This is a genomic window from Mesorhizobium sp. SEMIA396 (assembly GCF_024518615.1).
In the GTDB taxonomy this organism is placed as follows: Bacteria; Pseudomonadota; Alphaproteobacteria; order Rhizobiales; family Rhizobiaceae; genus Mesorhizobium.
This window is the reverse complement of the sequence record NZ_JANIFC010000004.1, coordinates 22389-38191: the sequence shown is the minus strand read 5'-3', so window position 1 is coordinate 38191 and position 15803 is coordinate 22389. Positions and strand designations below refer to the sequence as shown.

The following is a 15803-nucleotide window of genomic DNA, read 5'->3' as shown; positions in this document are numbered from 1 at the left end:
TCATCTCCGTGATAGCACAAAGATGGAGGGGCGAAGAGAGAACTTCGCAACGACGGCCAAGCAGCCGTCCGAATCGGCAACGCTCCGCCACCGGACCCACGGATGCCCATTTGCTGCCGCTTGCCGGTTGACGGCTATCGGTTCATCATTGTGAATACCCTGGCCGTGAAGGGCGTGGCGAGATCACGAGTCATGGCCCCAAGAGCCGGATGATTGCAGGCCGAATCGACCTGAAATCTGAATCCATCTCTAGGTCAAAGAGACAGAGCAGGATGTGGTCCGAAAACCGCTTCACACTTTTCGGCATCATGCTCGGGTGAGGTTTCCATGGACTGCTCGGGCTGCGGTTTCGAGATTGAGGGCGGTTACGCCTTCTGTCCGAAGTGTGGCAGGCGCCAGCCTGTGCCATGCGCCAGCTGCGGCTACCCCTGCACACCTGATTTCGAGTTCTGTCCCAAATGTGGGGCAAGCCTTGGTGCGTCCGCAAAAGCCGCCGAACGGCCTGTTCCGAAACCAAGCGGGACCATCGTGCCGCCTTCTCGAATCCTGTCGCTGCCTCCGAACATCGAAAGCTATGGGCTGCATCCCGTCTCTGACGCCGATCGCCGGACGGTAACGGTCCTGTTCGCCGACCTTTGCGGCTTCACGACACTCAGCGAACAGCTCGACCCCGAGGTGATGCAAGCTCTGCAGAACGCGCTGTTCAAGGAATTGACGGCGGCCGTGCGGAACTTTGGCGGTTTCGTCGACAAATTCATAGGCGATGCGCTGCTCGCTTTGTTCGGTGCGCCGGTGGCGCATGAAGACGACCCGGAACGTGCGCTTTGCGCCGCTCTCGACATGATCGCCCGGACGGCGCGGCTCGGTGAAGGCACCCCCCACTCCGGCTCGCCTCTGTTACTCCACATCGGCATAAACACCGGTCCGGTGGTTACTGGCGGATTGGGCATCGGCACCGCCAAATCCTATTCGGTGACCGGCGACACCGTGAATACGGCGCAGCGCCTGCAATCGCTGGCCGCACCGGGTGAGGTGCTGGTAGGCGAACTCACTCACAGGCTGACCCGGCATGCCTTTTCTTACGAGTCGCTGGGCGATGTCGTGCTTCGCGGCAAGGCCGGCAGCGTGCTCGTCCATCGACTGGATGCACCGCTTGCGGCCCCGCGTGCAGCACGTGGGCTCGAGGCGCTCGGCCTCAGCGCGCCGATGATTGGTCGCGGTGCGGAGCTTCATAGAATGTTGGCGAGCCTTGACCAGGCGTGCGGCGGCTCGGCCCAACTTGTCCGCCTCGTCGGAGAAGCCGGTATCGGGAAATCGCGGCTGGTGAAGGAGTTCGTCGCCCGCGTCGGCGACGAGGATCGTTTTCGCAACGTCGCCGTGCGGCAGGCCGCGTGCTCACCGCTGGGCGAACAATCATTTGGCGCCTTGGACGCAGTTGTGCGCAGCGCTGCGGGGATGATGCAGAACGAAAATGGGGATGAAATAAGGGGGAAGCTCGCAGCCTTGCTTACCGATCTCGGCCTGCAGGGCGAAGAGGCGAAGCGACTGATGCCTTTGCTTTACCATGTGCTTGGCCTTGGCGACCCCGATGCCACCTTGCAGCATGTCGAACCCGAGCAGCTGCGGCGGCAAATTCTTTACGCAGTCCGCACAATCATCGAGCGGCGGCTTGCGTTGTCGCCGCTGTTGATTGTCGTGGAAGACCTGCACTGGGCCGACGCCGCATCACTTGAGGCACTGCGTTTCGTGATGGACAGGTTGGAACGCACACGGTTGATGTTGCTGGTCACCCATCGTCCAGCGCCGGACAACGACCAACTCGATTCAAATCGGGTCAGTCACACGGCGCTCAGGCTTTCGCCGCTCAACAATGATGACGGACGCAGTCTGCTGGCGGCGCTTTTCGGCGAGAGCTGGGTAAACTCCGCAGGAGGGCTTCTCGGCCAGATCCTCGAGCGCTCGGGCGGCAACCCGCTTTTTTTAGAGGAGATCGTTCGCGGCCTTATCGATCGCGGTGTATTGATGCGCGAGGGCCAGCGATGGCGGACTGTGGCAGGCGAAGTCGCAACCGGCATTCCCGCCACGATCCAGGCAATGTTGCTTGCTCGGGTCGACCGGTTGCCCCAAGAGGTGCGCCGGTTGGCCCAGGAAGCCGCGGTAATTGGCCCGCGCTTCGATGCCACCCTTCTGAAAACCGTTACATCCGACCCCGGCCGGCTAGAAGCCGGCTGCGAACTGCTTTGCGATGCGGAAATCATCGAGGAAGTTGCCGGATCTGGCTCGGGCTCGTCGCAAAGCTACCGCTTTACGCAAACATTGCTGCAGGACGTGATCTACCAGAATCTGCTCCTGCAACGCCGGACCGACATCCACGGACGGGTCGGTGCTGCCTTGGAGCAACTGTGCGGCGACAAGCCGGAACGGCTCGAGGATTTGGCCGTGCTCGGTCATCATTTCGCACAGAGCGCCGAGCGGGAAAGGGGCGCGCATTACCTGCAGGCGGCGGGTGATCGCGCTCGCATGATATACGCCAACGATGACGCCCTTCGTTTCTATGAGCGAGCACTGACCGCATTGGGTGCGATCGGGCAAACACCGCTCAAACTGGCAATTGCAGAGCGCATTGCCGATCTGAGCGGCCCGGCAGGCCGCCGCCAGGTCGCGCACCACCACTACGAGGCGGTGTTGCTGGCATACCGCCAGTCGGCAGATCGTGTCGCTTCGGCGCGCGTTTTGCGTAAGGTCGGTCGGCTGCTCTGGGACGTCGGCAAGCGGGACAGCGCAGAATCCCGCTATGCTGAAGCGGCAGCGCTCCTCGATGGAGCGGATGCCCCGATCGAGCAGGCGCATCTCTGGCAAGAACGTGGCCGACAGGCGTTCCGGAGCGGAGATCACTCCCTCGCGGCAAAATGGGCGGACGCGGCGCTGGATTGCGTATGCACTTTGACGACGGAGCATGTTTCCGACGTAGGACGCGATGCCACTCTTGTGACCGCCGAGGCACTTAATACCAAGGCGGTTGCGCTGGCTCGCCTCGGACGAAACCGTGAAGCCGTTGGCCAGGTCGAGCGCAGCATTGAATTGGCCGAAGCCGCCGGTCTGCTGGGTGCGGCCTGCCGCGGCTACACCAATCTCGGCGTGCTTTACACGACTATCGATCCGGCAAAGGCAATGGAGGTCTGTCGGCGCGGTCTGGACGTGGCGCGCCATATTGGTGATCTGGGTTTCCAGGCCCGCCTCCTCGCCAATCTGGCGGTCGCTTGTTGTACTTTCACGGATCGCTGTCCAACGGAGGGCGTGCCTGCCGCCGAGAAGGCTATCGAGATCGACCGGGCGCTCGACCAGCGCGAGCACCTGCCGGTGCCGTTGATCGTGCTTGGGCAGATCCACCAGTGCAACGGCCGTCCTGAACTGGCGGTTGGCCTGTTCCACGAAGCACTGGACGTCGCCCGCGAAATGGGCGAGCCCCAACTGCTCTTTCCGTGCTATGATGGTCTCGCAACGCTTAATCTGGACCTCGACAATCTGGCCGAGGCCGAGCGCTACTTTTCCCTGGCGCAGGGTATATGCGCCCAGCACGGGCTCGACCCGGAAGCGCTTGTGGTGCTGCCTTTTCTCGACTAGCCGGGGTTAGGGGTTGGAAATGTCCGCGCCTAGTGACTTGGTACCGCTTCAACCGGGCGACCGTGCGCCGAACCTGGTGCTTGACGCCATTACCCAGGAAGGCAAGATCGCGCTCGATGACTTTCGCGGGCAAAAACCAGTGCTGGTCGGCCTGTTTCGAGGTCTGCATTGTGCCTTCTGCCGGCGCCACATCGCCGCCCAGGCGCGGCTTGATCCGGAGCTGCGCGAAAGGGGCGTGGAGAGCCTGACGGTGGTCAACACGCCGATCGAACGAGCGCGTCTCTATTTCCGCTACCACCCGATGCCGAACCTGCTTGCGGCCTCCGACCCTGAACGCGCTTCACATCGTGCTTTTGGACTACCCAATCTCGAATTCACCCAAAACGAGACGAACTGGCCGTACAAGGTCTCGATGGCAGCAGCGAAGGATATGCGGGTCGACATACCAGGCGAGTTGCCCGGTCCCATGGATCCTTTTGCAGCGAGCGAAATCCTCGATAGGAAGGACCCTTACGAAGTGACCGAAGCCGACGAACAGATGATCGCAACAGGACACGGACAATTGGTCGGTCAATTCCTGCTGGACAGGCAGGGAATTGTCCGCTGGAGTTTCACGGAGGTTCCGGAGGGGGGGCGATACATGTTTGGGGCGCCCAACCCGAAGGAACTGATGTCAGCTGTGTCGCAAGTCGCCCAATGAGGTCCCGTTTGATCAAATCTTCACGTTAATAATTTGCGGCTTGAGATGCAGTGCGCTCCAGCGTCGGCAAGCGACAATCAGGCTGGGAGCCGCCACATTCGTACACGACCTGCACCACGCAATTCCGTTTCCTCAAGTGGATCGCAAGCAAATTTTGGTCCCAGCAGTTGGCGCGTTGCATCGGAAATACGGATTTCACTGGGCTCCGCGGACGTTTGAATACGCGAGGCGAGATTAACGGTCTCGCCCCACAAGTCATAGGCGAACCGTCTTTTGCCTATGACGCCAGCGACGATCGGTCCCGAGTGAATTCCAATTCTCAGTCTTATCGGTTCTCCTGCGAAGCTCTCGCGTTTGACCGCCTTGCGCAGTTCAACTGCGTAGTGCGCCAGGGCTTGTGCATGATCGGATCGCGCGGTGGGCAGGCCCGCGACCACCATCACACAATCGCCGATTGTCTTGATCTTTTCGCAGCCGTGTCGTTCCGCGAGTCGATCCGCCGCCTTGAAGAAGTAATTCAAGATAGCGAGCGTCGTCACCGCTCCGACGCTGCGCGCTCTTTCCGTAAAACCGACGATGTCGGCAAAAAGCACACTCACCTCTGCGTGGTTGTCTGCAATTTTCTTGTGCGCTTTCAACCGCTCCGCGATCGATGCCGGAAGAATGTTGAGGAGCAGGGCTTCGGCGCGCTGGTATTCACGCGACAATCCCTCCTGACTCTTCCTCAACGCCTCATTGGCCGAATGTAACTTCTCGTTGAGTTGGCGCTCCCTCTCTTGCAGAAGAGTCATTTCATAAGCCTTCTGTTGAAGCCGCCGCTTGTTGTCGCGTTCGGCAGTGGCATCAAGAAAGAGCAGCCACACGCAGTCATCATCAGCAAAAAGATGAAGGTCCGCGACACGCCCGCTGGGCAGTTCGACCATAGGCATATGAAATGGAAGCTCCGGGCAAGGCAGCAAACCTTCCATGAATTCAAGCTGATCGGCAACAGGCTTACCGATGCGAAGGGATGAGAGCCCGTAATGTTCAACGTTACCGCCCTTCGCCGCTGTCCGCAGCTGGGCGTCAATTTTCACATACGCAATAGCACGCTCGTTGTAGAAGAAATCGTAAATCCAGTTTCCGATCTCTCTTGGCAATCTTTGCATAGTCTATTTGGTGACCATCGAAGCGAGTTTAAGAAACGCATCATCGACATGCTCACCCGAGAGCGCACTTGTCAGATAGACTTGCCATCCGCGTTGCCTCAGTTCGCCAATTTCTCTATCCGGTATTACCCACCGATCGGCCAGATCGGATTTGTTGAAAAGCAATACGAACGGCATAGCACCGAATTCAGCCTCGACCCGCTCGCGCAGCGTGAGCGCGGCGGTAAGGGTAGCGGCGCGGGTTCCATCGACGACAAGCACGAGGCCTGTCGCACCTCGCACATGGCTGACGCGGAATGAGCCGATATCATCTTCGCCGGCCAAATCCCATAAAATCAGATCCACTGTTTTGTCCGGGAGTGCGACACTCTTTTTGTCGATTTTCACTCCCACCGTGGTCAAGTAGGTCTCTGAAAAGATGCTTTTCACAAACCTGCGGACCAGGCTCGTCTTTCCGACAGAGAACCCGCCCAGCATACAGATCTTTTTTTGCAACATCTTGGGCTCCGCCCTAGTCCAGGTTTACCGTAACCGAAACCCGGCGATTGGTGGAGCTACCAGCCTGACTATTTTCAGGCACCGCCGGTTCAAAGGTACCCGCACCCCGAACCAGCAGCAGTTCCGGAGCGACGCCGCGCTTTTTGAGAAGCGCACGAACTGTCTCGGCACGGGCGGCGCTGATCGACGCGTTGGCCGTCTCACGGCCCGTGGTGTCCGAATGGCCGGTCAACATGAACCGCGCAGTTACGCCTGACTTGCGGGCACTTTGGGCGAATTCCTTTATTTGATCCGCCAATCTGTCGAGAACCGGCGTCTGCTCTGGTCCCGGCACAACTTTGCCGGAAGAGAAGAAAATATCGGTCGTCTGGATGGCCTCTCTCAAATGATTGAGCTCTGCAAGGTCCAGTTCACGCAGCTGCGAGACATCCAGAACCACTCCGTCCGCCGAAAGTTGTTCAGCGGCGGCCTGCGCCCGGTTGATCCAGGCGGCAGGAGCCTCGCCCACGACAACGATGCGACCCTGGATGATCGAAAGTCGGACCGATTTCGGCGGCGTCAGCGACGCCGTCAGCCGCTTCACCACAAACTTCGGATCAAGGCTCTGGTAGAATTGCCACTGTGAATGAACGCGGGCAGGATCGACCTCCGTTCCGGACAGCAGAGCTTGCGGGTCGGCGGCGAGCGGGTCTCGCAGGCCGGAAATATAGAAATGTCCACCCCTGGTCGATTGTTGGGCGACGACAATTCCCGGTTGGGCCTCAAGTCGCGACACATAATACTGCCAGTGCTCCGCCGCGCGTGCTTCGGGGCTCACATCACGAACCTTGGAGATGTCGAATTCCGGTCCGCCTGCCGAAAGCTGTCGGGCCGCTGCGCGCGCCCGATCTATCCAGGTGTCGGGAGCCTCGCCCTCGGCAATGATGCGATCATTGACGATCGAAAGTCGTACTGTATCTGGCGGATACAGCGACGCCGTCAGCCGTTTCAACACGAACTCCGGCTCAAGGCTCTGATAGAATTGCCATTGTGAATGAACCCGGGCGGGATCGACCTGCGTTCCAGACAACAGCGACTGAGGGTCGTCGGCAAGCGGGTCTCTCAGGCCGGCAATATAGAATTGGCCGTCGCGTATCTTTTGTTGTGCAACGATGATGCCCGGCTGGGCCTCCAGTCGCGACACATAGGCCTGCCAGCGCTTCGCCTCGAGTACTTCGGGGCTTACGTCACGAACCTTGGAGATGTCGAATTCCGGTCCGCCTGCCGAAAGCTGTCGGGCCGCTGCACGCGCCCGATCTATCCAGGTGTCGGGGGCCTCACCCTCGGCAACGATGCGCTCATTGTCGATTGATAGTCGTACTGAATCCGGCGGAGCCAGCGACGCCTTCAGCCGCTTCAGCACGAACTCCGGTTCAAGGCTCTGATAGAATTGCCACTGCGAATGAACCCGGGCGGGATCGACCTCAGTTCCAGACAACAGGGACTGCGGGTCGGCGGCAAGCGGGTCTCTCAGGCCGGCAATATAGAATTGGCCGTCGCGCGCCTGTTGTTCGGCAACGATGATGCCCGGCTGGGCCTCCAGTCGCGACACGTAGGCCTGCCAGCGCGACACATAAGCTTGCCAGCGCTGCGCTGATTGCCAGGAAAGAAAGTACCAACCGCCTGCCAGGCTCAAAAGCAGCAGGGCAACCACCGCCACCAGCCACGGAAATCCCTCGTTTGATTCCTCCTGCTTGAGCTCGACGCAGGTCTGCAACTGCGCCTCTACGCTGGCCAACTGCGAACCGTCGCCGTCAAACTGCTCTAAAGCCTGTGAGGATTCCTCATGGATGCGAAGCAATACATCGCGAACTATTTCATGCAATCCCTCTGGCGGATTTCCCCGGATCACCGAAACCAGGGTCGCAAACGGTCCAACTTCTGACCAGAGACGAAGGTCGCCAAAACGAATTGTGTCCAGGCCGCTCTGCTCTTTCTCGTTAAACGAGTCCTTCACAAAATCCTGAATTGCACTAAGCATCGAAGAGATGAGTTGAGGATCTTCGCTCGTTGCATTATCGGCGGTTACATGCGCTATCAAAAGACCGGAATTGCGGTGAATGAGAAAGGCATGCTCTATACGATAAACAAGAGAGTGCTTAAGAACAACTTCCGAAAAGCTTGCTCCTGTCCTCCAAGATTCAAATCTCCACTTGAGCCCATGCCAGGTAAATATATGTCTTAGAGTTTCGTTCAGCGACTGAAAGGTCTGGTCGATCTTTTCCCCGATCGACTTGCGAATTGCCGGCAGAAACACCGGGTATAATATATCCGTCAGTGTGCGCGGGCTCTTCTGGATTGACCGTTGCACAGCCCTTTCGACAGCTGGCGCAAGCGCCTCGCCGAGCTGCGCATGAGGCGCTCGCGCGGCCGCACTGGGAAGAATGTCGCCCACTGCTGCCGCAAGCTGCTCGGGTTCGTCCAGCAGATGCGTAACTCGTGAAAGCTCCGAAATTTCGCGGCTGACCAGCAACTGGCGCAGCGTTTCCATGCGAGGATCGGCGGTTGGGACTCCGTCGAAACGCGCACGATAGTCCGGATCAACGTTCCGGGCAATTTCGACCAAAAGACGAGCCAGAGCCTCGCGATCAATTTCTGTATCGTTCGAGGCTGTTCTTTGTGGAAGACTGATTGGGTCGACGGTTGACGTCAAGGTCCCATCAACTCACTTTCCAGCTACGATCCGAGTTGCCCTTGCTGCCGACGGGATCCTGATTCAGACATTTCGCAACCTCTACAAACAGGCCAGCCAAAAGATTTCGGTCGGTCTTAACGTTGCTGAGATCGGCAAACATTTTCTCAATCAGCATCTGAACGCCTTCATTCTTCTGCTTGATTTCCTCACGCAGCAAATGATCGTTTCGATTTATCCGGTCCGAAACGTCCCGCTCAAGCGCGCTCAATTGATCCGACAACGCACGCACCTGCTTTTCAAGTGCCTGGTTTTGCTCGCGAAGATTCCGGTCAATCTCCTTGTCGGCATCGGCTCGTGAGTCTTTTTCGTTCCGCAATTGCGCCGCGAGCGAATCGATCTGCTTCTTTGCATTTGACTCGTACATCTCAAGATTGCGCTTGGCTTCGGATTCGACATCCTTGAAGCGTTGCAACACCCGTTCTTCAAGCTTGGAAAAACGGCGGTCATAGTCCTGCATCTGGTTGCCGAACAGCAGATCGCGTATCTTGTCGACACCTACGGCGTCGCCGGCGCCCCCGTTTTCGCGAACCTGGGCCGCCATGAAGTTCAGCCCGCTTCCGTCTGCATTACCAATCAAATTTGCGTCCGCCTTGTTTGCGGAGGAAACGGCACTCGAAGTACTCGAAGATTCCTTGGCCATCCTTATACCCCTCTATTTGAACACCTGCCACAGTGCAGAGACCCATAAACAGATGAAGATGCCAGCAAAATCCGCGACCCGCAAGCCGGAATCTTCTTGGCGCAAGCCAATTTGGGTGCTCTTTTTACACCTCTTGCACTGGCAGAAAAAGCACCAGTACCGCTAGGTGTTGCTCTCACCCCTCTCTGTGATAGCAACCATAGCCATTTAACCTAATTGGCTATCGGGCGAAATCTACTATGAAGCCGAGTGATACAATGGCATTATGTATATCTATTTAGGCAGATTTAAGTAACAAGTTTTTATTAGAAATTGCTAAAATAGCTATTCCAGCGGGCAGCATATTGCCTCTCGCTCCGCTATATACTGCCACCATCAGCTTCCGGCGCGAGCTCAACAGTAGAAGGAGCATCTTCTTTTCACACGAGGAATCGCCGATCGAGAATGCAGCCCGGAATCGCGGTGTTTCGGTCGATAGGAGAGAGCAATAGGCCCCAATAGCTGGCAGTCATTCAACCAAAGCTTCAGTGGGCTTGCATTGTTGCGTCGTCGATTGCAAAGGACGCCAGTTTGCCATAGCCAAGTGCCAGGGACCGCAGCTTGTGGTCATGGTGCCGATTTCAGGGATCGACATGAGTATGCGGCATGCTTGGTTTTGACGTGCATCTGCGACAGCCGGCGCCCGATCTCGGCGGCACGGATGAAATGCTGCGCCAGGCTTCTAACGTCGCTAGCAGGACAGGAGCAAGCTCGCCCTGCAGCCAAATGGCGGCGCGACGGCTCGGAAGAGTTCACGGGAGACTGTTTGGACGCAGCATCATCGATGACCGTTTCCTTTGGCGGGAAATCGCCGGCTATGTCTTGGGACTCTTGTACCTTCGAACCAGGCGTGGGTAAGACGGCATGGCGCATAATCCATTGGTTTCAATCGTGGTTCCTGCGCACAACGCAGAGGTAACGCTGGCGCGCGCACTCGATTGCCTCCTCGATCAGGAAATCGTGGATTGGGAGGCGATCATCGTCGACGACGCCTCCACGGACCGCACCCCCGCGATCATTGCCGGTTATGTGGAGCAAGATGCCCGATTTCGGACGTTGAGTTCTTGCGCGCATGGCCCCGCCGGCGCGCGCAATAGCGGGATTTCGGCGGCGCGCGGCCACTGGCTCATGTTTCTGGATGCACACGATTGGGTAGACGCCAGCTTCCTCGCGAAAATGCTAGCCGCACTGGAGGCCGCACCCGATTCAGTGGCCGCCTATTGCGGCTCTCAGTGCGTGATGCCCGATGGCGAACTTATTCCGTTGAGCATCTCGTCAGAGGTTGCGATCCAGCCCTTTGAAACATTTGCCCGCCGGTGTGCCATCGCCACTCACGCGCTGCTGGTCGACCGGGAGACAATCGTCGAGTTAGGCGGTTTCGATGTGTCGCTGCGCACATGCGACGACTGGGATCTGTGGCAGCGCCTCGCCCGTCTCGGCAGAAATTGGGTAATGGTCGATGAGCCGCTCGCCTTTTACCGGGCTAGCTCCAACTCGCTCACCCGCAATTCATCTCAGATGCTGGCCGACGCGGAAATCGTGATCGCCCGTGGCTTCTCTGCCGACTCCAGAGTCAAACACCCGGTGACTGTCCACGCCAACGGAGCGAACTCGGCGGATGGCCGCACCGCTTCCGAAGCACTCGCGTGGTTCGCATTGTGGAACGCCGCGTCGGATTGCGGCGGCGGCTCGGGCTCGATCAACCCGCAGTCCCTGCGCGCGCTTCCGGCCGGACGCAAGTGGGCGAGTGAGATCGCCAAGGTAGCCGTCAACGGCCTTGCGGTGGGAAGCCTGTCTGTGCCGGCGCAACTGGCTGCCAGGTGGGGAAGGTTCGGCCGCGCCATCACCGAGTTGATTACCGAACTCGGCAAGGTCTGGGCCAATCCCGCGGCGGCTCGCCGCATCCAGTACCAGCTTGAGCAAATGCTTCTCGACGCCGACGATCTCGGCGCGCCGCGCAGGCTGGCGCGAACACTTGGAATCCGCGTCGACGCTCGAAATCCGACCTCGACCGAACTGCCGGACGGAATCGACCAAATCTATGCCTACCTGATGATGGATGGCCACATCGAGGCCGTCGTACAATTCGGCGTGCTCGGGACAGTGACAAGGGATCATTGGATTGAACTGATCCGGTATTTCGCACCGCAAAAGGAGGCTGGCGCCAACACTCCGAACACGCTTCCAGCCCGGGCATTGTCAGGCACAGCCGAACGCGGGCCTGATCCGGACAGCCACTTCGGCAAACTCGCGCGATTGGCTGCGCAAGCGCGGGAATTGGTCCGGTCGAGCGCCGAACCAGCGGAGCCTCCCGCGGCGCCGCGGCGTGCACGGGTCAGGCACGACGAGGATCGCACGTCGTTCTGGAATGGCTATTTCGCGACCGAGGATCCCTGGAACTACGGTTCGTCCTATGAGCAGGAAAAATATGAGCGGCAGCTCGAGATTCTGCCTGCGGGTCCCATCGGACGGGCGCTTGAGCTGGCCTGCGCGGAGGGCCACTTCACGCGGCAGCTGGCGCCGCGAGTGGGCCATCTGACCGCAACCGACATCTCCGCCATAGCCGTCGGACGGGCCCGCGCGCGATGCAGCGATCAGCCGAATATTGAATTCGGCGTACTGGATTTCTCCGCCGACACGCTGCCGGGTGAGATGGATCTGATCTTCTGTTCGGAAGTGCTCTACTATCTGGATGATCTCGCCGAGTTGCGGCGCATTGCCAAAAAATTCGCAGAGGCGTTGGCGCCTGGCGGCAGTTTCATCAGCGCCCACGCATTCGTGCTGCGTGACAATGTTGAAAGGACGGGCTTCGACTGGAACACATTCGGGGCACAAGCGATCTCAGAGGCGCTCGCAGCGACCGAAGGTCTCGTCCTCGAGCAGTCGATCCAGACCGAGCTCTATCGCATAGACCGATTCCGCCGCCTGTCACCGGACGATGTGGTGACGGAACCGAGGATTGATCATGCGCCGATCCGCGCGCCTATCGGACTCGGGGTCGCCCGAAATATCGTCTGGGGCGGGGCGCGGGCCTTGCGCCGCGACGTCGCGCGCAGCGAGCGGCGGCCACGTATCCCTGTCCTCATGTACCACAGCGTCGCCGAAGAAGGTCCGGCCGCCCTCGCCCGTTTTCGGCTAACGCCTGCCGCATTCGCCAGCCAGATGGCATGGCTGCGCGCCAATGGCTTTCACGCAACCACATCCGAGCAACTGGAACGGTCCATCGCCAACCGTCAGCCTTTCGCTGGCCGCCCAGTGCTCATCACCTTCGATGACGGCTTCCAGAATTTTGCCGACCATGCCTGGCCAACCTTGCGCGCGAACGACCTGACCGCGGAAGTGTTCCTGGTGACTGACCTGGTGGGTGAAAGCGCGCAGTGGGATTCCGAAAACGGTCCGCCGACGCAGCTTATGGATGCCGGGACGGTGCGGCGGCTCGCCGCCGAAGGCGCGTTCTTCGGAAGCCATCTCGCGACGCATCGCGCGATCGATGGTCTGTCGAGTTCTGACTTGGCCGCCGAACTGCTGCGCTCTCGTATGTTCATCGAACATTGGACCGGTCGGCCAACCTCGGCGTTCGCGGCACCCTTCTCTGTCACCGACCGACGGCTCGGCAGACTGGCCAAGGAGTCCGGCTATCGGATCGGCTTCGGCAGCAGACACGGGCCGGCGGACCTTAATTGCGATCCCATCGACCTTCCACGCATCGAGATTCGCGGGGATCGCTCGCTCGACGACTTTGTCGCCACCGTCGAGGCCATGCTCGATTAAACGGTGAATTTGTCACGGTCATCGGTTCCGCTCACGTGCGCAAGATCGACGAAACGCTCCGCACTCGCCAGACTGCCGCGATCGCTCGATGTCACCCCAAGATCGGAATGACCTGCCCCGGCGGCTGAGTAAACACTGCCAAAATACCCGGCGCATCAGCATATTCAAGCGTGGCATGCGTGGCACCTATCAGCCCTGCGCAGAAAGCATCTGCACCGCTACCTCTCCGAATATGACTTCCGCCATAATTCACGCGCAGCCCCTGGCATGAACGACGATGCGTGGGCCGGTCGCAGCCTTGATGGTATCGTCGGCAAACGCTCGGGTTACTGCATACGGAGCGACGCCGCTTAAGCCGACCCAGTGCAGGCTAACTGTATTCGGTAGCCGCTTTTCCCGAGCAGATGGATTTCAGATTACGAGCAAATAAGTAAACGTCTCCGAAGTAGTTCGGGTACATTTCAGCAAGCTTTTCTTTCTTATCCACCTCGACCAAGACAGCCTTCACCTCACTGCCCCTTAGCTCGATTTTTTGCTCGATCTCTTTCAATTTTCGTGCGCCTGATGTAATTACCCTGAAATGATCGACAGTCAGTTTATGATCTTTCCCATATTGAAGCAAATAGTATCGCGTTTTTTCCGCTTGCCGTATAAAATTTTCTGGGAATCGAGTAGTATTCTTGATTTTTTTTAGTATGCCGATCGCATCTATACGCTTGTTGAGATCCCGCAATTCTCGAACCCGGTCATTGTGATCCGGAACACTTACATGAACGGGGCACTGCTCAACGTGCGCGAATTCCGCCGACATAAGCTGGAAAAGGCGAAGCCAATCTTGGTCGCCCTCTCCGTGCTTCAAATCCTGGCCCCGGAATAGCCCGACAGCCTCAACCGCAGTTGCCCATGAGTGCTGAAGCTTGGTACGAACTTGCAACTCGATGCGTCGTCCGTCGAAAGCCTCGGTGTCGGCATCTCGGGATCGGTATTTGAAAACAATATGGTGACTTCGATACCCGTCCGGCTTCGGCTCATCGATATAGTTAAACTCCCTAGAGTGGATCTCATGGGGGAACTTGTCTCGCATCGATGCGAGAAGCGAGCGAACACCTTTGATATCGGCCATGATCGCCCGGCAACCGCCGATGTCGTTCATGGTGTCCAAATTGGTGGTGGACTCTCGAAGCTTCCGACGAATGGATGCCATGCGCTTTGGCCGGGATGCCATGTCGCCCTCCAGTCGCAGGGCTCTTATGTGATGACGGACAGAGAACCGAACGCTGCGCATCGGCAGAAAGTGCGAGTCGCGCCAGCTATTGGCGATTGAGAAGATTTCGAGTGCGTCCACATACTGGCCGACAGTGATGTCTCGTCCGAACTGAATAGGTTTTGCCAGCCGGTCGCCTGCCTTGCGAACGGCTTTCATGCTGTAGGCAAGGCGCGGGTACTCAGTCATTGGAGCCAAGAAGTCATGGTAGCCCGCCTCATTCTGGACTGGCGGGACTATCGCAGGGGAATCAGATCCCAAGAGTCATATCCGTTTGGGTAAGCTAAGTACCATAGCGCGCGACATCGGATCTCCGCGAGCGAGATACCGTCTCGGCCGTATCTGCCTAGATCGCGCCCCTGGACATGACGCGGACGTACATGCCGCCATGCTCAGGCGGCTTTCCACTACAGCCATCGCCGCCGCCGACACCGAACCATCGCCACCGCACACGACCACAAGGTCGGCCATTTGGCGCAGGAGAACTATGTCACTGGCAATCTCCGGCAAGACCTCGACCGAGGCGGATTTCAGATCTCGGCGCGCCGCTTTGATGCTCCAGAACGTCGCCGGCGTCCCGCTGGAGCCTGCGACAGAAGATGCGCTCAAGCCCATTGCCGGAGAGATTTAAATCGGCAGGGCCAGATCGGCCTGGCTCCTGTAAAATCTGGAGCCGGGTCGCGATTGGCCGGAACCAAACAGAACAGCCGTAATTATCAGCCGAGGGACCGCAACCGCATAGGAAGCGGAACGATGGCTGAAATTCTTGATCTCGAACTTGGCAGTTCAAGGTTGCGCGTCAAACGTGCCGAGAAATCGTTGAAGCGCGCAAAGGAAGAAACGGACAGGAAAAATGGCGTGGTGAATATCGCCCTGTGCTGCAGGATCCGGGCAGCTCAAAAGCGCGTGACGGAGGCCCCGGGAGCGCCAGACCAATATCTATACGTGGGAGGCCTCCAAATCACCCCGAATGGACATGAAATGGCGAGGAGTTGCCGTCATGACAATACTGTTTGAGCCGCTGGACTCGGATTACCACAAGCGCAGCGTGCTTTATCACGCCACGCGGTTGTCGATGCTCCACGATCGAATGCTGATGCGTTTCAACAAGGTTGACGAAGCGGCCGACAAGGTTGAAGCCGCAGCGGCCGTGCTGGTCGATGTCACCCACGGCTCTGCCGTCGATGCGTTCCAAGACGCGGTGTTCCGGAATTCGTCGGCAGATTTCCTTCAGATGGAAACAGGCCAGACCCTTGGGCTCTGAACTGCAAGGGATGACGCCAGTGTTTCGGCAGCTAGGGCCGCCTGCGCCCGCTTGGGGCGTCTCAATGTAGCTTTCTGCATTATCTGGATCGGCGAGCGGTCCAGTTGGTCTTTCCCGCATT

At 58.7% G+C, this 15803-nt stretch carries 11 protein-coding genes and 1 pseudogene; 7 read left to right on the top strand and 5 right to left on the bottom strand.

Features of this window, described 5'->3' with window-relative positions; translation table 11 throughout:
• Window positions 1-327 precede the first annotated feature (327 nt).
• Both NP503_RS12305 and NP503_RS12300 read left to right on the top strand, forming a co-directional pair.
• Complete coding sequence (locus NP503_RS12305) at window positions 328-3624, top strand: adenylate/guanylate cyclase domain-containing protein (protein WP_236383190.1); 3297 nt, start codon at window positions 328-330, stop codon at window positions 3622-3624.
• Between the two features lie 19 nt (window positions 3625-3643).
• Complete coding sequence (locus NP503_RS12300; protein ID WP_127380484.1) at window positions 3644-4324, top strand: redoxin domain-containing protein; 681 nt, start codon at window positions 3644-3646, stop codon at window positions 4322-4324.
• A 77-nt stretch (window positions 4325-4401) separates the two neighbouring features.
• Here NP503_RS12300 and NP503_RS12295 read toward each other — a convergent pair whose 3' ends face one another.
• From NP503_RS12295 to NP503_RS12280, 4 genes are read right to left on the bottom strand one after another with little or no spacing between them, the layout of a single operon-like run.
• Complete coding sequence (locus NP503_RS12295; protein ID WP_236383192.1) at window positions 4402-5472, bottom strand: adenylate/guanylate cyclase domain-containing protein; 1071 nt, start codon at window positions 5470-5472, stop codon at window positions 4402-4404.
• Window positions 5473-5475: 3 nt separating this feature from the next.
• Complete coding sequence (locus NP503_RS12290; protein WP_236383194.1) at window positions 5476-5970, bottom strand: Rab family GTPase; 495 nt, start codon at window positions 5968-5970, stop codon at window positions 5476-5478.
• A gap of 13 nt (window positions 5971-5983) precedes the next feature.
• Window positions 5984-8662 (bottom strand): OmpA family protein, encoded by a 2679-nt coding sequence (locus NP503_RS12285; protein ID WP_236383196.1) that lies wholly within the window; start codon window positions 8660-8662, stop codon window positions 5984-5986.
• A gap of 7 nt (window positions 8663-8669) precedes the next feature.
• Window positions 8670-9344: a hypothetical protein gene (locus NP503_RS12280; RefSeq protein ID WP_031212622.1), complete on the bottom strand. Its 675-nt coding sequence runs from the start codon at window positions 9342-9344 to the stop codon at window positions 8670-8672.
• A gap of 903 nt (window positions 9345-10247) precedes the next feature.
• Between NP503_RS12280 and NP503_RS12275 the strand changes: the two genes are divergently transcribed.
• Both NP503_RS12275 and NP503_RS12270 read left to right on the top strand, forming a co-directional pair.
• Complete coding sequence (locus NP503_RS12275) at window positions 10248-13154, top strand: trifunctional glycosyltransferase/class I SAM-dependent methyltransferase/polysaccharide deacetylase (RefSeq protein ID WP_236383198.1); 2907 nt, start codon at window positions 10248-10250, stop codon at window positions 13152-13154.
• 157 nt (window positions 13155-13311) lie between these two features.
• Window positions 13312-13508 (top strand): annotated as a pseudogene (locus NP503_RS12270) (IS1595 family transposase); the annotation flags it as partial.
• Between the two features lie 16 nt (window positions 13509-13524).
• On the opposite strand, the gene NP503_RS12265 reads toward NP503_RS12270, so the two are convergent.
• The gene (locus tag NP503_RS12265) at window positions 13525-14607 is read right to left on the bottom strand and encodes a RelA/SpoT domain-containing protein (RefSeq protein ID WP_236383200.1); all 1083 of its coding nucleotides are present in this window, start codon (window positions 14605-14607) and stop codon (window positions 13525-13527) included.
• 298 nt (window positions 14608-14905) lie between these two features.
• Between NP503_RS12265 and NP503_RS12260 the strand changes: the two genes are divergently transcribed.
• From NP503_RS12260 to NP503_RS12250, 3 genes are all read left to right on the top strand, one after another.
• Window positions 14906-15049 (top strand): hypothetical protein, encoded by a 144-nt coding sequence (locus NP503_RS12260; RefSeq protein WP_236383202.1) that lies wholly within the window; start codon window positions 14906-14908, stop codon window positions 15047-15049.
• Between the two features lie 122 nt (window positions 15050-15171).
• Entirely contained in the window at window positions 15172-15435 is a 264-nt protein-coding gene (locus NP503_RS12255; protein ID WP_236383204.1) for a hypothetical protein, read from the top strand.
• On the top strand, window positions 15419-15682 hold the full coding sequence (locus tag NP503_RS12250; RefSeq protein WP_127396655.1) for a hypothetical protein: 264 nt from the start codon (window positions 15419-15421) through the stop codon (window positions 15680-15682). Before NP503_RS12255 ends, NP503_RS12250 begins: the two co-directional genes overlap by 17 nt.
• Window positions 15683-15803 lie beyond the last annotated feature (121 nt).